14 protein-coding genes are annotated in these 15,773 nt (G+C 65.3%); 8 read left to right on the top strand and 6 right to left on the bottom strand.

Annotation, left to right across the window (positions count from 1 at the left end; translation table 11 throughout):
- Positions 1-18 precede the first annotated feature (18 nt).
- The 8 genes from RX330_RS22240 to RX330_RS22205 all read left to right on the top strand — a co-directional run bounded on the left by RX330_RS22240 (position 19) and on the right by RX330_RS22205 (position 8,267).
- A complete protein-coding gene (locus RX330_RS22240; protein ID WP_317239811.1) occupies positions 19-1,014 on the top strand; it encodes an ABC transporter substrate-binding protein in 996 nt (331 codons plus the stop codon).
- A gap of 154 nt (positions 1,015-1,168) precedes the next feature.
- Positions 1,169-1,744: a hypothetical protein gene (locus tag RX330_RS22235; protein WP_317243952.1), complete on the top strand. Its 576-nt coding sequence runs from the start codon at positions 1,169-1,171 to the stop codon at positions 1,742-1,744.
- A 118-nt stretch (positions 1,745-1,862) separates the two neighbouring features.
- Positions 1,863-2,447, top strand: a complete 585-nt coding sequence (locus tag RX330_RS22230) for an NnrU family protein (RefSeq protein WP_317239810.1) — start codon at positions 1,863-1,865, stop codon at positions 2,445-2,447.
- 72 nt (positions 2,448-2,519) lie between these two features.
- The gene (locus tag RX330_RS22225; protein ID WP_317239809.1) at positions 2,520-4,112 is read left to right on the top strand and encodes a class I adenylate-forming enzyme family protein; all 1,593 of its coding nucleotides are present in this window, start codon (positions 2,520-2,522) and stop codon (positions 4,110-4,112) included.
- Positions 4,113-4,277: 165 nt separating this feature from the next.
- Positions 4,278-4,937 carry a tetratricopeptide repeat protein gene (locus tag RX330_RS22220; RefSeq protein WP_317239808.1) on the top strand — a complete coding sequence of 220 codons (660 nt, stop codon included), beginning with the start codon at positions 4,278-4,280 and terminating at the stop codon, positions 4,935-4,937.
- A gap of 44 nt (positions 4,938-4,981) precedes the next feature.
- Positions 4,982-5,524, top strand: coding sequence for a hypothetical protein (locus RX330_RS22215; RefSeq protein ID WP_317239807.1), 543 nt, complete (start codon positions 4,982-4,984; stop codon positions 5,522-5,524).
- A 104-nt stretch (positions 5,525-5,628) separates the two neighbouring features.
- On the top strand, positions 5,629-7,014 hold the full coding sequence (gene der / locus RX330_RS22210; protein ID WP_317239806.1) for a ribosome biogenesis GTPase Der: 1,386 nt from the start codon (positions 5,629-5,631) through the stop codon (positions 7,012-7,014).
- Positions 7,011-8,267, top strand: a complete 1,257-nt coding sequence (locus RX330_RS22205) for a TCR/Tet family MFS transporter (RefSeq protein WP_317239805.1) — start codon at positions 7,011-7,013, stop codon at positions 8,265-8,267. Before der ends, RX330_RS22205 begins: the two co-directional genes overlap by 4 nt.
- Before the next feature lie 180 nt (positions 8,268-8,447).
- Here RX330_RS22205 and RX330_RS22200 read toward each other — a convergent pair whose 3' ends face one another.
- From RX330_RS22200 to radA, 6 genes are all read right to left on the bottom strand, one after another.
- On the bottom strand, positions 8,448-9,674 hold the full coding sequence (locus RX330_RS22200; protein ID WP_212086391.1) for an ABC transporter substrate-binding protein: 1,227 nt from the start codon (positions 9,672-9,674) through the stop codon (positions 8,448-8,450).
- A 169-nt stretch (positions 9,675-9,843) separates the two neighbouring features.
- Positions 9,844-10,992, bottom strand: a complete 1,149-nt coding sequence (locus RX330_RS22195) for a hypothetical protein (protein ID WP_317239803.1) — start codon at positions 10,990-10,992, stop codon at positions 9,844-9,846.
- Positions 10,993-11,071: 79 nt separating this feature from the next.
- Complete coding sequence (locus RX330_RS22190) at positions 11,072-11,812, bottom strand: SDR family NAD(P)-dependent oxidoreductase (RefSeq protein ID WP_317239802.1); 741 nt, start codon at positions 11,810-11,812, stop codon at positions 11,072-11,074.
- Between the two features lie 126 nt (positions 11,813-11,938).
- Positions 11,939-13,462, bottom strand: coding sequence for an amidophosphoribosyltransferase (gene purF / locus RX330_RS22185; protein WP_317239801.1), 1,524 nt, complete (start codon positions 13,460-13,462; stop codon positions 11,939-11,941).
- A gap of 27 nt (positions 13,463-13,489) precedes the next feature.
- Positions 13,490-14,119 (bottom strand): CvpA family protein, encoded by a 630-nt coding sequence (locus RX330_RS22180; protein ID WP_063194108.1) that lies wholly within the window; start codon positions 14,117-14,119, stop codon positions 13,490-13,492.
- A gap of 168 nt (positions 14,120-14,287) precedes the next feature.
- Positions 14,288-15,733 carry a DNA repair protein RadA gene (radA, locus tag RX330_RS22175; RefSeq protein ID WP_317239800.1) on the bottom strand — a complete coding sequence of 482 codons (1,446 nt, stop codon included), beginning with the start codon at positions 15,731-15,733 and terminating at the stop codon, positions 14,288-14,290.
- Positions 15,734-15,773: the final 40 nt, after the last annotated feature.

Here is a 15,773-nt window from a genome sequence, read left to right as displayed (position 1 = left end):
GATGCAGGACGGCAACGCATGGCGAGGTCGACGGTCATGAGGCGGCGCGAATTCATCACGCTTGCTGCAGGCGCGGCAACCTACCCGTTTGGCGCATCCGCGCAAGGTAGTGTGCGGCGGATCGGTGCGCTGGCGGGGGGCAGGCCCACGGATGCGGAGAGCCAGGCCAGCTACCAGAAACTGAGGCAGCGTCTGGGTGAACTCGGTTGGGAGCAGGGACGCAACATCCATATCGAATATCGCTGGTGGGCCGGCGATCCGAATTTGGCGGATGCCCAAGCGGCTGAGCTAGTGGATATGCGGCCGGACGTGCTTGTTGCAATCAGCACTCCGTCCGTGGAAGCCTTGAGGCGACGCGCGCCAACTTTGCCGATCGTCTTCGCGGTTGTCGCCGATCCAGTGGGTGCCGGTTTCGTTCAAAGTCTGAGCAAGCCTGGTGGAAATATTACGGGTTTCACGACTTTCGAGCCCGAAATGGCCGGCAAGTGGTTGCAATTACTCAAGCAGGCGGCGCCACAGGTGCAAAGGGTCGCCGCGGTCTTCAATCCGCGAACAGCTCCCATGATCCTGATGCCCTCCGTGGAGGCGGTCATTCCGGCGGTCCAGCTCCAGCTTGTTCCCGCGCCGGCGCACAACGCCGCCGAGCTCGACCGGGCGATCTCCCGCTTTGCAGAGCAGCCATACGGGGGCCTGCTGATCTTTCCCGACGCGTTTCCAATCGTTCACCGGCGATTGATTCTCGATCTCGCGGCCGCCCACCGCCTGCCGGCGATGTATCCGTTCCCTTTCTTCGTCACGGATGGCGGGCTGATGTCGTACGGGGTCTCGATTTCGCACCTCGTCGGTCGCTCGGCGGACTATGTCGACCGCGTGTTGAGAGGAGCGCGTCCTGCGGATTTGCCAGTCCAGCAGCCGAATGAATTCCAATTCCTAATCAATCTCAAGACAGCCAATGCGCTGGGCCTGAGTGTACCGCCTACGCTGGTGGCACAAGCGGACCAAGTCGTCGAGTGATGCGAGTTTGCGCTCCCGACCGAGCGTGTTCGGCTGCGGACCATCTACTTTGCGCGGGGTTGCTTTCTCACGTTCCGGTGCAAGCCGGTCGTCCCACTTGATCCGTTCACAAGCGTCGCCACCTGTGGTGCAAATGCCAATGCGGTCTCGTCACATGTGGCGCGGCATCCTGATTCTCCTGCTGCTGGCGGCATCAGCCGCCGCCGATGCGCGGCCCCGGCAGATCAATCCGATCCCGTTTGCGCACGAGCCGTGCAGCGTGCTCGACGGCCGGCCCTGCACGCCGTCCTATTGCAGCCCGCTCGAGCCCGGTCCCTGCATTCCAGAGATCGATTATCCCTACGGCCAGAACCTCCAGCTCACCATCCAGAGCATTCCATCAGAGTCTGATCGCGCCAAATACCAGAAGCCCGATCACGATCTGGATACGATCGGCGATCTCTTCGCCGAGTTGCGCAGCTGCTGGTCGCCGCCATCGGACAATGCGCGCGCGGGCACGCAGATGTCGGTGCGCTTCAGCTTCAACAAGGCGGGTGGCCTGATCGGCCCGCCGCGCCTGACCTTCGTGACCCCTGGCGTTCCGGTAGAAACCCGAACCACCTATCTCAAAGCGATCAACGCGTCGCTGAATGCATGCCTGCCGCTGAAATTCACGGCCGGCCTCGGTGGGGCGCTGGCCGGCCGACCGATTGCGATCCGGTATGTCGATAATCGCGAGCTCGGCAAGTAGCCGCGAGGATTGCTGCAGCCCGTGCGCAAGGGCGCGCTCCTCACCATGAGGGGGAGAGTTGCGACCATCGGCCAATCGATGATAGCCATTGCTGGGGGCTGCTTGGGGGAAGGATGCCATGGGTCTGCTGGTGATGGTCCTGGGGTTGGTGCTGTTCTTCGCGGCCCATACTTTCACGACGAAACGTGAGGCGCGCGCGCGGGCAATCGCGAGGCTGGGCGAGGGGACCTACAAGATCCTCTACAGCCTGATCTCGCTGGCGGGGCTCGCGCTGATCATCTGGGGCTTCGCTCACTATCGCAGCTCCGGCTGGATCGATGTCTGGTACCCGCCGAAGGCGATGAAGCACATCGCGCTCGCGCTGATGCTGCCTGCCGTGATCCTGGTGGTCGCCTCTTATTTGCGCGGCCGCATCTATGCGACGCTGAAGCATCCGATGCTGGCCGGCATCAAGCTGTGGGCGGCGGCGCATCTGCTCGCCAATGGCGACCTCGGCTCCATCATCCTGTTCGGCTCGTTCCTGGGCTGGGCGGTATATGATCGCATCTCGCTGAAGCATCGCACCGACGCCGGCGGCCCGCCTATACCGGTCGGCGGCGTCAGCAACGATCTGATCGCCGTCGCAGTCGGTCTCGTCGCCTATCTCGCACTGGCCTTCGCGTTCCATCCGGTCGTGATCGGCGTGCCCGTCATCGGCGTCTAGCCGGTCAGCGCAAGACGCGATCCGGACATAAGTGCGCGGAAGTTGACAAAACGACAAGCCGAGGACGTTCCGATGGACTGGTCGCAATCTGAGATCCCGCCGATGCGGCGCGAGACGCGCTTTGGCGATCGAGTGGTGTCGGCCTTTTGCGACCGGCCGGCAAACCTGTGGGCGATGATCGCGGACGCCCGCGCCCGCAACGCCGATGGCGAGGCGCTGATCGCAGGCAATGTCCGGCTGAGCTGGCGGCAGGCCGTCGAGCAGGCGACGCGGATCGCGGCGGGTTTTCGCAAGCTGGGATTGCGGCGCGGCGACCGCGTCGCGATCCTGCTCGGCAACCGCATCGAATTTCCGCTGCTGCTCTTCGCCGCCGCGCATGAGGGGCTGGTCACCGTGCTGCTCAGCACGCGCCAGCAGAAGCCGGAGATCGCCTATGTCCTCGCCGATTGCGGCGCGAAGATCCTGATCCACGAAGCAGGGCTCGCAGAGCGGCTGCCCGACGCGCAGGACGTGCCCGACCTGGTCCACCGCCTCGCCATCGACGACGATCCGGCTCGCTCGCGCTTCGCTGCGCTCTGCGATAACGATCCGGCATCGGCACCGGTCGAAACGAGCGAGGAGGATACCGCGATGATCCTCTACACCTCGGGCACGACAGGCAAGCCGAAGGGCGCGATGCTGGCCCATTGCAACATCATCCATTCCTCGATGGTGTTCGTGTCCTGCCTGCAATTGACGGAAGCGGACCGCTCGATCGCTGCCGTGCCGCTCGGTCATGTCACCGGAATCGTCGCCAACATCACGACCATGGTCCGCTGCAGTGGTGCGCTGATCATCATGCCCGAGTTCAGGGCCGCCGATTACCTCAAGCTCGCCGCGCGCGAGCGTGTCACCTACACGGTGATGGTGCCGGCGATGTACAATCTCTGTCTGCTTCAGCCTGACTTCGACAGCTACGATCTGTCGAGCTGGCGCATCGGCGGGTTCGGCGGCGCGCCGATGCCGGTCGCGACCATCGAAAAGCTCAAGGCGAAGATCCCCGGCCTGAAGCTGATGAACTGCTACGGCGCGACCGAGACGACGTCACCTTCGACGATCATGCCGGGCGAACTGACCGAGAGCCACATCGACAGCGTCGGCCTGCCGTGTCCCGGCACGCGCATCGTGGCGATGGATCCGGACGGGCGCGAGCTGCCCCATGGCGAGATCGGCGAGCTCTGGATCCGGAGCGCCTCCGTCATCAAGGGCTATTGGAACAATCCGAAGGCGACCGCCGAGAGCTTCACCGGCGGATTCTGGCACTCGGGCGATCTCGGTTCGGTCGATGCGGAAGGGTTCGTCCGCGTGTTCGACCGGCAGAAGGACATGATCAATCGCGGCGGCCTGAAGATCTATTCGGCCGAGGTCGAATCCGTGCTGGCCGGCCATCCCGCGGTGGTCGAGAGTGCGATCATCGCCAGGGCTTGCCCCGTGCTGGGCGAGCGCGTTCACGCCGTGGTGGTGACGCGGGAGCCCGTCGCCGGTGAGGCGCTGCGTGCCTGGTGTGCGGAGCGCCTGTCCGACTACAAGGTTCCCGAGACCGTGGCGATCACGGCGGACCCGCTGCCGCGCAATGCCAACGGCAAGGTACTGAAGCGGCAGCTGCGGGAGCTCTTGGGAGCCTGACCGGGCAGCCGCACCCGGGCTCCTCCCGGGTGGTTAACACCTTGATCGGGCTCGCTTTGCCTTGCCACCGCCATATCGTTAGGGTACCTCGCCGCCACGTGGGGACGGGATTCCTGACGCGGACGCTTTGGCGCGCGCACCCGGACGGGCATGGGATTAGCATAAGTGTCTGAATTATTTGACGAAGTCGACGAGGAAGTACGTCGCGAACAGTTCAAGAAGCTGTGGGACAAGTATTCGATTGTCTTCATCGCCTTGATGGTGCTGGTCGTGGCCGCCGCCGCTGGCTGGCAGGGTTATAAGTATCTGGAGGCCCGGAAGGCCGCCGAGGCCGGCGCTGCCTTCGAGAAGGCCGCCGAGCTGTCCGAGCAGGACAAGCACGCAGAGGCGGAGGCCGCCTTCACCGAGCTGGCCGCCAAGGCGCCGTCGGGCTATCGCACCCTGGCGCGGCTGCGCGCCGCCGCCGAGGCCGCCAGCCGCGATCCGAAGGCCGCCGCCAAGATCTATGACGACATTGCTGCCGACCGCGGCGTGGGCGGTGAGTGGCAGGATCTGGCGAAGATCCGTGCCGCCGGCCTGCTGCTCGACAGCGCCAGCTATGCCGATATGCAGCAGCGGCTGGAGGCCGCTGGCGCGCCGAAATCGAAATCGACCTTCCGGCACACCGCCCGCGAGATGCTGGCGCTGTCGGCCTGGCGCAACAACGACATGACCGCGGCCCGCAAATGGCTCGACGCGATTGGCGAAGACGGCGAAACGCCGCCCGGCCTGCGCTCGCGCGCCGAAGCTCTCCAGGCCTTGCTGCCGCCCGTCGCCAAGAGCTGACCAAGAAGCTGACCGACGGGCCCTCTGACGTAACGAGACACACGATGCGCCGCACGCCACGCTTGATCGCAGCCGCCGTCCTGATCGCCTTCACAGGCGTCCTGGGCGGCTGCTCCAGCTTCGATCCAAGCGATATGCTCGACTTCCTCGATACCAAGAAAAAGCTGCCGGGCGACCGCAAGCCGGTGTTCCCGGAGGGGGTGCCTGGCCTCGAGCAGGGCGTACCGAGAGACCTTTACAAGGGCGCGCAGCAACAGCCCGATCCGAACGCGCCTGCGGTCGCGGCTTTGCCTGCGGAGCCGCCGCCCGAGCCGGCCAGGCCGGGGAAGGGCTCCAAGGCGAAGCACACCAGACAGCCGGCCGCAGCGGCAGTTGCGCCGGCTGAGGCACCTGCCGGCGAAGTCGACGGCGAGGCCCAGCCGGAGGCGGCGCCGCCCACGGCCGCTCCGCCGCCCAAGCACAAGATCGTCCGCAAGCGCACCACCGCGCCGCCGCCGGACCAGCAGGGGCAACCGACCCAGACCACTCAGCAGCAGCCGCAGGGCGGTTTCCCGGCGCCGCTGCCGAGCGGCAGCTTCTCGCGCTAGAGCATGGTCCGGAAAAGCGTGAAGCGGTTTTCCGAAAAGATCGTGCTCAAACAATTGTCTCCAATACATTGACAGGCACTGCCCCGGCAGCGCACGAATGACCGATGCCCTTCACAATCGCCATCATCGGCCGGCCCAATGTCGGCAAGTCGACGCTGTTCAACCGTCTGGTCGGACAGAAGCTCGCGCTCGTCGATGACCTGCCGGGCGTCACCCGCGACCGCCGCGAGGGGGATGCCAGGCTCGGCGATCTCGAATTCACCATCATCGATACCGCCGGCCTCGACGAGGGCGCCAAGGGCTCACTGACCGCGCGCATGCAGGAGCAGACCGAGACCGCGATCGCGCGGGCGGATGCGCTGTTCTTCGTCATCGACGCTCGCGTCGGCCTCACGCCCACCGATCGCGCCTTCGCCGATTTCGCCCGCAAAGCCAACAAGCCGGTGCTGCTGGTCGCCAACAAGAGCGAGGGCAAGCACGGCGATGCCGGCGCGATGGAAGCCTTTGCGCTCGGCCTCGGCGATCCCATTCAGATCTCGGCCGAACACGGCGAGGGCATGGGCGAGCTCTACGATGAGCTCGCCAAGCTGATGCCCGAGCCCGTCCACGAAGACGAGACGGAGGACGACGACTCACAGCTCACCGAGGAAGAGGCCGCGACGCGCCCGATCCGGGTCGCCATCGTCGGCCGGCCAAATGCCGGCAAGTCGACGCTGATCAATCATCTGCTTGGCGAGGAGCGCCTGCTGACGAGCCCTGAGGCCGGCACCACGCGCGATTCCATCGCAGTCGAGATCAACTGGAAGGGCCGCGATTTTCGCGTGTTCGACACCGCGGGCCTGCGCCGCCGTTCGCGCATCGAGGAGAAGCTGGAAAAGCTCTCGGTCGCCGACGCGCTGCGCGCGGTGCGCTTTGCCGAAGTCGTCGTCCTGATGATGGACACGCAGAACCGTTTTGAGGAGCAGGATCTCCGTATTGCGGATCTGATCGAGCGCGAGGGCCGGGCAATCGTGCTCGCCGTCAACAAATGGGATCTGATGGAGACCAAGGGCGGCGGCGCGATCTCGAGCCTGCGTCGTGATGCCGATCACTGGCTGCCGCAGGTCAAGGGCGTGCCGATCGTCGCGGTCTCGGGCCTGATGGGCGAGGGCATCGACCGCCTGATGCAGGCGATCCAGGACGCCTATGCGGTCTGGAATAGGCGCGTGCCGACCTCGGCGCTCAACCGCTGGTTCGAGCAGGCGGTCCAGGCCAATCCGCCGCCCGCCGTGTCCGGCCGCAGGCTGAAGCTGAACTATATCACGCAGAACAAGGCACGCCCGCCGAGCTTCGTGCTGTTCTGCTCGCGCGCCGACGCGGTACCGCAGTCCTATTTGCGCTACCTCACCAATTCCATGCGAGAGTCCTTCGACTTGCCGGGCACGCCGGTGCGCATCACCTTGCGCGAGAAGGCCAATCCCTTTGCGCACAAGCGCAAGCGCCCGTCGTGAGTGACGGCGCCGGCGAGGCGACGGCGCAGAGCGCGCCGCCGGTCCGTCGCGGCGCGGTGGTCTTCATCTTCGTCACCATCCTGCTGGATATGCTCGCGCTCGGCGTGATCATGCCGATCCTGCCCAAGCTGATCGAGAGCTTCGTCGACAACGACACGGCGCACGCAGCCCGCATCTTCGGCCTGTTCGGCACCGCCTGGGCCCTGATGCAGTTCGTGTTCTCGCCGCTGCTCGGCGCGCTGTCGGACCGCTTCGGCCGTCGGCCGGTGGTGCTGCTGTCGAATTTCGGCCTCGCGGCCGACTACGTGCTGATGGCGCTGGCGCCGTCTCTGGTCTGGCTGTTCATCGGCCGCGTGATCTCGGGCATCACCTCGGCGAGCATCTCGACCGCATTCGCCTACATCTCGGATGTCACGCCGCCGGAGCGGCGCGCGGCGGTCTTCGGCAGGATTGGCGCGGCCTTCGGTGCCGGCTTCATCCTGGGGCCGGCGCTCGGCGGCCTGCTCGGCGACCTCGATCCGCGCCTGCCCTTCTGGGCCTCGGCAGCTCTCAGCTTCGCCAATGCGCTTTACGGGCTCTTCGTCCTGCCGGAATCGCTCGCGCCGGACAAGCGCGCGCCGTTCCGCTGGCGAAGTGCCAGTCCGCTCGGGGCGCTGCGTCTGTTGCGATCCAATCCGCTGCTGGCCGCTTTGTCGGTCGTCAATTTCATCGCGCAGGTCGCCCATGTCGTGCTGCCCTCGACCTTCGTGCTCTATGCAACCTACCGCTATGGCTGGGATTCCAAGACCGTGGGGTTGACGCTGGCGATGGTCGGCATCTGCGCCATGGTGGTGCAGGGACTCGCAATTGGCCCGATCGTGCGCGCGCTCGGCGAGCGGAACGCGCTGTTGCTCGGCCTGTGCTGTGGCGCGCTCGGATTCGTGATCCTGGGCGCTGCGCCGACCGGACCGCTGTCCTGGCTCGGGATTCCGGTCTTGTCGCTGTGGGGCATCTCCGGGGCCGCCTCGCAATCGCTGATGACGCGGCTGGTTGCGCCCGATCAGCAGGGCCAGTTGCAGGGCGCGACCGCGAGCGTGCAGAGCGTGTCGCAGCTCGTCGGCCCGTTCCTGTTCACACTGACTTTTTCCTATTTCATCGGCGCCGGCGCGCCGCTGCATCTGCCCGGCGCGCCGTTCCTGCTCGCGGCGGCGTTGATGGCGGTCTGCGTGATGATCGCGGTGCGATCGCTGGGCGGGATCAAGCCGGTTTCGTAGGTCTCGTCGGGTGGGCCAAGGCGCCCGCGCCGTGCCCGCCATCTCTCCACAACCATAGAATGGCCGTGGACACGCTTCGCTTAGCCCATCCTGCGGCAGCGTTTTTCGAGGCAAAGATGCAAATGCCCGGGGCAAGCCCCGGGCATGATATTACGGAGATAGCGCGCGACCGCTACGCGGTCACTTCTTCACCAGCGGACAGTCGCTGTCCTTGAGCGGCTTGGCCGCATCTTCCGGCGCGATGGTGGAGACCAGCTTGTAATAGTCCCACGGCCCCTTCGATTCCTCGGGCTTCTTCACCTCGAACAGATAGGCGGGGATGAGGCGGCGTCCGTCCTGGCGCAGCGGGCCCTTGCCGAACAGCGGATCGTCGGTCGGCAGCTCCTTCATCTTGGCGACGACCTTGGCGCCGTCACGCGGATTGCTGCCGAGCGCGTCCATCGCCTTCAGGTAATGCAGGATCTCGGCATAGAGGCCTGCAACCGTCATCGAGGGCATCGAGCCCTTGGGAGAGACCTTCTGGAAGCGCTTCGACCATTCGCGAGTCTGGTCGTTGAGGTCCCAATAGAAGGACTCGGTGAAGGTCAGGCCCTGCGCGGTCTTCAGGCCGAGCGAGTGCACGTCGTTGATGAACAGCAGCAGGGCGGCGAGCTTCTGACCGCCCTGGACGATGCCGAACTCGGCGGCCTGCTTGATCGCGTTGGTGGTGTCGCCGCCCGCATTGGCGAGGCCGATGATCTTGGCCTTTGAGGACTGTGCCTGGAGCAGGAAGGAGGAGAAGTCCGCCGTGTTGAGCGGGTGCTTGACGCCGCCGAGCACCTTGCCGCCCGTGGCCGTGACGACCGCGCCGGTATCACGCTCCAGCGCATGGCCGAAGGCGTAGTCCGCGGTGAGGAAGAACCAGCTGTCGCCGCCCGCCTTGGTCAGCGCCTTGCCGGTGCCGTTGGCGAGCATGTAGGTGTCGTAAGTAAAGGACACGGTGTTGGGCGTGCAGGCCTTGCCGGTGAGGTCTGCGGTGGCCGCGCCCGAATTGAGCAGCACCGCGTTCTTTTCCTTGACGAGGTTGCTCACGGCGAGGGCAACGCCGGAGCTCGGCGTGTCAGCGATGGCGTCGACCTTGTCGGCGTCGATCCATTGCCGGGCGATGTTGACGCCGATGTCGGGCTTGTTCTGGTGGTCGCCGGAGAGGACCTCGATGGTCCAGCCCTTGGCCTTCAGGCCGGAATCCTCGACCGCCATCTTGACCGCCGCGACCGAGTTCGGGCCACCGATGTCGGCATAGAGGCTCGACATGTCGTTGAGCACGCCGATCTTGATGGTCTTGTCCTGGGCGAAAGCAGATGTGGCAAAACCGAAGGCGGCACAGGCCAGAAGGGCCGCGGAACGGCGTGCGAACGTCGTCGTCATAAAAGGTTTCCTCCATTGTCAAATATGCGGACGGCTCTCTTGCGAAGCTTTTCTTTCCGGCTGATGGCTCTAGCGTGTCCCACGCCCGGCGGCAATGCACCTAAAGCCGGATGACACTGCGTCGTAGCGTCATCCGTCGGTTAACTTTTGGTCAAAATGCGTCCAGACGCTATTTCAGCGCGTCCGATGTCAGCTTGAATTTCTGGATGCGCTTTCCGGTATCGACCTCGGCGGTATAGACGTTACCCTTGGCGTCGATCGCCATGGCATGGACCCAGTGGAATTGTCCGGCGTTGCGGCCGCTGTGCCCGAAGCTGCCGACCACGCTGCCGTCCTCGCGCTTGATCACCCGGATCTCGTTGTTCTCGCCGTCCGCGCTGAGCAGATAGGTCTGCTTCGGATCGGGCCAGATCGCGATGTCCCACACCGCGCCGTTGCCGAGCGTGTTCTTCTCGAAGAAGAACTCCTTCACAAAGCTGCCGTCCTTCCTGAAGACCTGGATACGGTTGTTGATGCGGTCGCAGACATAGACTAGCCCGTCATTGGCGAGCTTCACGCAGTGGACGGGATTGCCGAATTGCTGAGCAACCGGCGCCTTGGGATCATACGGACCTTGCTTGTCGTCGTTGGGCTTGTTGCCGTAGGCGCCCCAGTGACGCTTGTAGGCGAGCGTGGTCGCATCGAATACGATGATGCGGCGGTTGCCATAGCCGTCGGCGACGTAGATTTCGTTCGCCTCCTTGTCGATTGCGGTTTCGGCGGGCTTGCCGAGCTGCGTCGTGTCGTTGCTGCCGAGGCTCGGCGCCATCTTGCCGATCTGGGCGACGAACTTGCCGTCGAGCGTGAATTTCAGGATCGCATTGTCGTTGTCGGCATTGCCGCCGATCCAGACGAAGCCGCGTTCGTCGACCTCGATGCCGTGCTCGCGCCCGACCCACTCGTAGCCCTGGCCCGGACCGCCCCAGGACCGCAGCAGATTGCCGTCGCTGTCGAATTCGAGCACAGGCGGCGCGGACACGCAGCATTTGGAGCGCGGCGGGGTGAGGCTTGCGCCTTTCTCGTCGTCGGTGAGCGAGCGCGGGCGATGGATCACCCAGATGTGGCCCTGCGCGTCGACGGTGATGCCGCCGACCTGGCCGAGGATCCAGTTGTTGGGCAGCGGCTTTGGCCAGGCGGCATCGACCGCGAATGTCGGCACGTCACCCGCAGTCGCCGTTCCAGGAAGCACAAGCGCGACGGCCGTGATCAGAAGGGAGACGGTGCGAGAGACATTTGCGAGTGCACGCGCAAGATCCGCGCCGCCATGCCATGGAGCCATGGCAACCTCCCTTTTTTGGTTTTACGGCCTGCTGCCGCTTGAGCAGCAGCAGTCAATCGCGGGGAGGCGGTCAAGTCAATCAGGCCGGCGAACGGAAGCTCATGAGGCTGCGGGTCTTGTAGTCGTAGAACTTGCCGGTCTCGGTCCAATCGGGCGCGCACATCGGCACGATGAATTCGGCGACCTGCTCGGGCAGATCGAGCGTCGCGGGGTCTTCGCCCGGCATCAGCGTGGCGCGCATGCGGGTGCGGACCGGGCCGGGGTTGAACAGGTTCACGCGCAGCTTCGTGTTCGCGGTCTCCTGCGCCCAGACGCGCGCCAGCGTCTCCAGCGCGGCCTTGGACGCGGCGTAGGGGCTGACATAAGCGGTCGCCTTGTTGGCGGCGCCCGAGGTGACGAACACAGCGCGGCCGGCGTCGGATTGCTTGAGCAACGGCTCCATGCAGCGGATCAGCTGGAAGTTCGCGGAGACGTTGACGGCCATCACGTCGTTGAAGGTCTTGAGCTCGATATGGCCGATTGGCGAGGACGGGCCGAGCACGCCGGCATTGCCGACGAGGATGTCGAGCTTGCCGTAGCGCTCGTGCAGGCCGGCGCCGAGACGCGCGATACCGTCGGAATCAGTGAGGTTGAGCGGCACCAGGGTGGCGCTGCCGCCGTCTTTCCGGATCTCGTCGTCGAGTTCCTCGAGCCCGCCCTGCGTGCGCGCCACCGCCACGATATGCGCACCGGCCTTGGCCAGCGCACGCGCGGTGGCAAAGCCGATGCCGCGCGAGGCGCCGGTGACGAGAGCGATGCGGGAGGTGAGAGGTTTTGTCATCGTCGAATACTTCCGTCATGCCCGGGCTTGTCCCGGGCATCCACGTTCCTTGCGGCGGGTATTACAGACGTGGATGGCCGGGACAAGCCCGGCCATGACGAAAAGAGGCCTCCGAACGCCCCAGCGTCAGCTCGCTTCCGCCAGCAGCGACAATTGCCGCGGTTGCTGCTCGGTCTGGGTCTGGTCGGTGAGGTGAGTCGGATACGCGCCGGTAAAACAATGATCCGAGAATTTCGGATTGGCGGGGTCGCGGCCGGGCTCGCCCATCGCGCGGTACATGCCGTCGATCGACAGGAAGGCGAGCGAGTCGGCGCCGATGATCTCGCGCATCTCTTCCAGCGAATGCGTCGCCGCCAGAAGACCACCACGATCGGGCAGGTCGATGCCGTAATAATCGGGATAGAGGATCGGCGGCGAGGCGAGGCGGAAATGCACTTCCTTGGCGCCGGCATCGCGCATCATGCGCACGATCTTCTTCGAGGTGGTGCCGCGCACCAGCGAGTCGTCGATCAGGATGATGCGCTTGCCCTCGATCGCGGCGCGGTTGGCCGAATGCTTCATGCGCACGCCGGATTCGCGGATCGCCTGCGTCGGCTGGATGAAGGTGCGGCCGACATAGTGGTTGCGGATGATGCCGAGCTCGAACGGCACGCCGGAATGCTGGCTGTAGCCGACCGCGGCGGGCACGCCGGAATCCGGCACCGGCACCACGACGTCGATCGGCACATGACTCTCGCGCGCGAGCTGGGCGCCGAAGGCCTTGCGCACTTCATACACCGACCGGCCATGGACGATGGAATCCGGACGGGAGAAGTAGATGTATTCGAAGATGCAGGGGCGCGGCGCCATCGGAGGGAACGGTTTGTGGATGTCCTGGCCGTTCTCGTCGAAAACGATGACTTCGCCCGGCTCGATGTCGCGGATGAAGCGCGCGCCGATGATGTCGAGCGCGCAGGTCTCCGACGTCAGGATCGGGCAGCCGTCGAGGTCGCCGAGCACCAGCGGACGGATGCCGCGCGGATCGCGCGCGCCGACCAGCTTCTTGTTGGTCAGCGACACCAGCGCATAGGCGCCCTCGATCTCGCGCAGCGCGTCGACATAGCGCTCGATGAAGCGGCTGCGCCTGGAGCGCGCCACCAGGTGCAGGATCACCTCGGTGTCGGTGGTCGACTGCATCATCGCGCCGTTCTTTACGAGCTCGCGGCGCAGCGTCAGGCCGTTGGTGAGGTTGCCGTTATGGGCGACAGCGAGACCGCCGGCATTGAGCTCGGCGAACAGCGGCTGCACGTTGCGCAGGATGGTGGCGCCGGTGGTGGAGTAGCGGACATGGCCGACGGCCATGTTGCCGGGCAGGCGGTCGATCACCTCGCGGCGGGAGAAAGTGTCGCCGACGAGGCCGAGCCGGCGCTCTGAATGGAAACGGCTGCCGTCGTAGGAGACGATGCCGGCGGCTTCCTGGCCGCGGTGTTGAAGAGCGTGCAGGCCGAGCGCGGTGATGGCGGCGGCGTCGGGATGACCGTAGATGCCGAAGACGCCGCATTCCTCGCGCAGCGTATCCCCCTCCAGATCGTCCTGAACCTCTAGCGCGGCCGGGCCTGGACCGGCGTTCGGATCGAGATCAAGTCGGGCGTCCTGGTCAGGGTGTCGCATCTCGTCCACGCCTCTCTTTAGGGGCAATCAACGCGCCGCAGGTTTCTCGATCAGTTTCTTCAAACTGTCACGAGCAGGTTTACTGTATCCGTCGCCACTGCCCGAAGGCTGCTGTTCGGAATCAGCTTGATCATCATCTGGTTTGTTTTTCTTGAATCTCTTCAAGATGGTGTTCTCGGGGTCATCCGGCAAGAGCGACTTCAGCCAATCTCCGGTCGAATCGAGCACGGTTCGGGACTTTGCGCCGCGAACCCAATCCGGCTGCTGCTTGTCGGGAACCAGCCAGATGAAGAACTGGTAGGCGACGACCACGATCAAAAGGCCGCGAGCAAGGCCAAACAGGAAGCCAAGGGTGCGGTCCAGCGCGCCGATGCGCGAATCCAGGATCATGTCGGAGATCCGGACCGTGATCACGGAGACCACGACGAGGGTGCCGATGAACACGCCGGCGATCACGACCACGGTCGCGACGGTGTCGTTGTTGAAGTAGGTCTTTGCGGTCGGCAGCAGCTTCGAGAACGAGTACAGCGTCACGATCGCCGCCGCGCCCCAGGCCGCGATCGACAGGATTTCGCGCATGAAGCCGCGGACCAAGGCAAGCAGGCCCGAAATCAGCATCACACCGAGCAGGATCAGGTCGAGGATGGTAACTGGCATCGGCTGGTCTGGTCCGCTCGTACTTCCAAGGTGCTTTAGCCGAATCGGTATTTGGCCGCTGCCTTAAAAGAGGGGCAGACGGCGTTCCCGGCAAGGCCGCAACCACGCAATCCCATGCTGCTTTTGTGACGGGTGTATAGCGGCGGACACCTCCGGCGTCACCTCCGGCTAACCCTCTCCACGGCGGAATCTTGCCGGTGTGGCATTTTTCTCGGCCTGCGCGTTCGATTCGCCCCGGCGGGAGCCGCGGGCCGCGATCTCGGCCACCAATGTCGTCAGGCTGTTGACCGCATTCAGCGTCAATCCGGCATCGCCGCCGCTCTCACCGCGGGCCGATTCGGGCAACACGGCACGCTGAAAGCCGAGTTTTGCCGCCTCCTTCAGCCGTGCCGGGGTCTGTGCCACCGGGCGCACCACGCCGGACAGCGAGATCTCGCCGAAATAGACCGCATCGCTCGGCAATTGCGCGTTAACCAGGGATGAGACCAATGCCGCCGCAGCGGCCAGATCCGCCGCCGGCTCGTGGATGCGCAGGCCGCCGGCGACGTTCAGATAAACGTCGTGGCCGGAGAGCTTGACCCCGCAATGGGCCTCCAGCACCGCCAGCACCATCGACAGCCGGCTCGGATCCCAGCCGACCACCGCGCGCCTGGGCGTGCCCAGCGAGGTCGGGGCCACCAGTGCCTGCAATTCGACCAGGACGGGCCGCGTGCCCTCGATACCCGCGAAGACTGCGGTGCCGGGCGTGCCGAGATCGCGCTCGGACAGGAACAGCTCCGAGGGGTTGGTGACCTCGCGCAGGCCCAGGCCGGTCATCTCGAACACGCCGATCTCGTCGGTCGGCCCGAAACGGTTCTTCACGGCGCGCAGGATGCGGAACTGCTGCGAGCCTTCGCCCTCGAACGACATCACCGCGTCGACCATGTGCTCGACCACGCGGGGACCGGCGATCTGGCCGTCCTTGGTGACATGGCCGACCAGGATGATGGCCGCGCCGGTCTTCTTGGCGAAACGGATCAGCGCCTGCGCCGAGGCGCGCACCTGCGTCACCGTGCCGGGCGCCGATTCCACGGTGTCGGTCCACATGGTCTGGATCGAATCGATCACGATGAGCCGGGGCACCGCGCCCTCCGACAGCGTCGAGACGATGTCCTCGACCGAGGTCTCGGCGGCGAGCTGTACCGGTGCGTCCGACAGGCCGAGCCGTTCGGCGCGCAGGCGCACCTGCGCGACCGCCTCTTCGCCGGAGATGTAGACGACGCGGTGGCCGGCGCGCGCCAGCAGGCTGGTCGCCTGCGTCAGCAGCGTCGATTTGCCGATACCGGGATCGCCGCCGAGCAGCAGCACCGAGCCGCGGACGAAGCCGCCGCCGGTGACGCGGTCGAGCTCGCTCATCCCCGAGGACAGGCGCGGCGCATCCGGGCTCTTGCCGGAAAGACTCTCCAGCGCGAACGTCCGCCCCTTGCGTTTGGAGCGGATCGACACCGGCACGCTGCCGCTGGTGTCCTCCTCGGCGAGCGTATTCCACTCGCCGCAGGACTCGCACTTGCCCTGCCAGCGGTTATAGGCCGCGCCGCAGTTCTGGCAGACGAAGGAAAGCGTGTTCTTGGCCATGGATGTGTTGAGTCGTTGCTCTGCTGTGGGTGCTTAGCAC

Source organism: Bradyrhizobium sp. NDS-1, assembly GCF_032918005.1.
Taxonomy (GTDB): domain Bacteria; phylum Pseudomonadota; class Alphaproteobacteria; order Rhizobiales; family Xanthobacteraceae; genus Bradyrhizobium; species Bradyrhizobium tunisiense.
The sequence above is the reverse complement of the archived record's forward strand: the minus strand, read 5'-3'. Positions and strand labels throughout refer to the sequence as shown.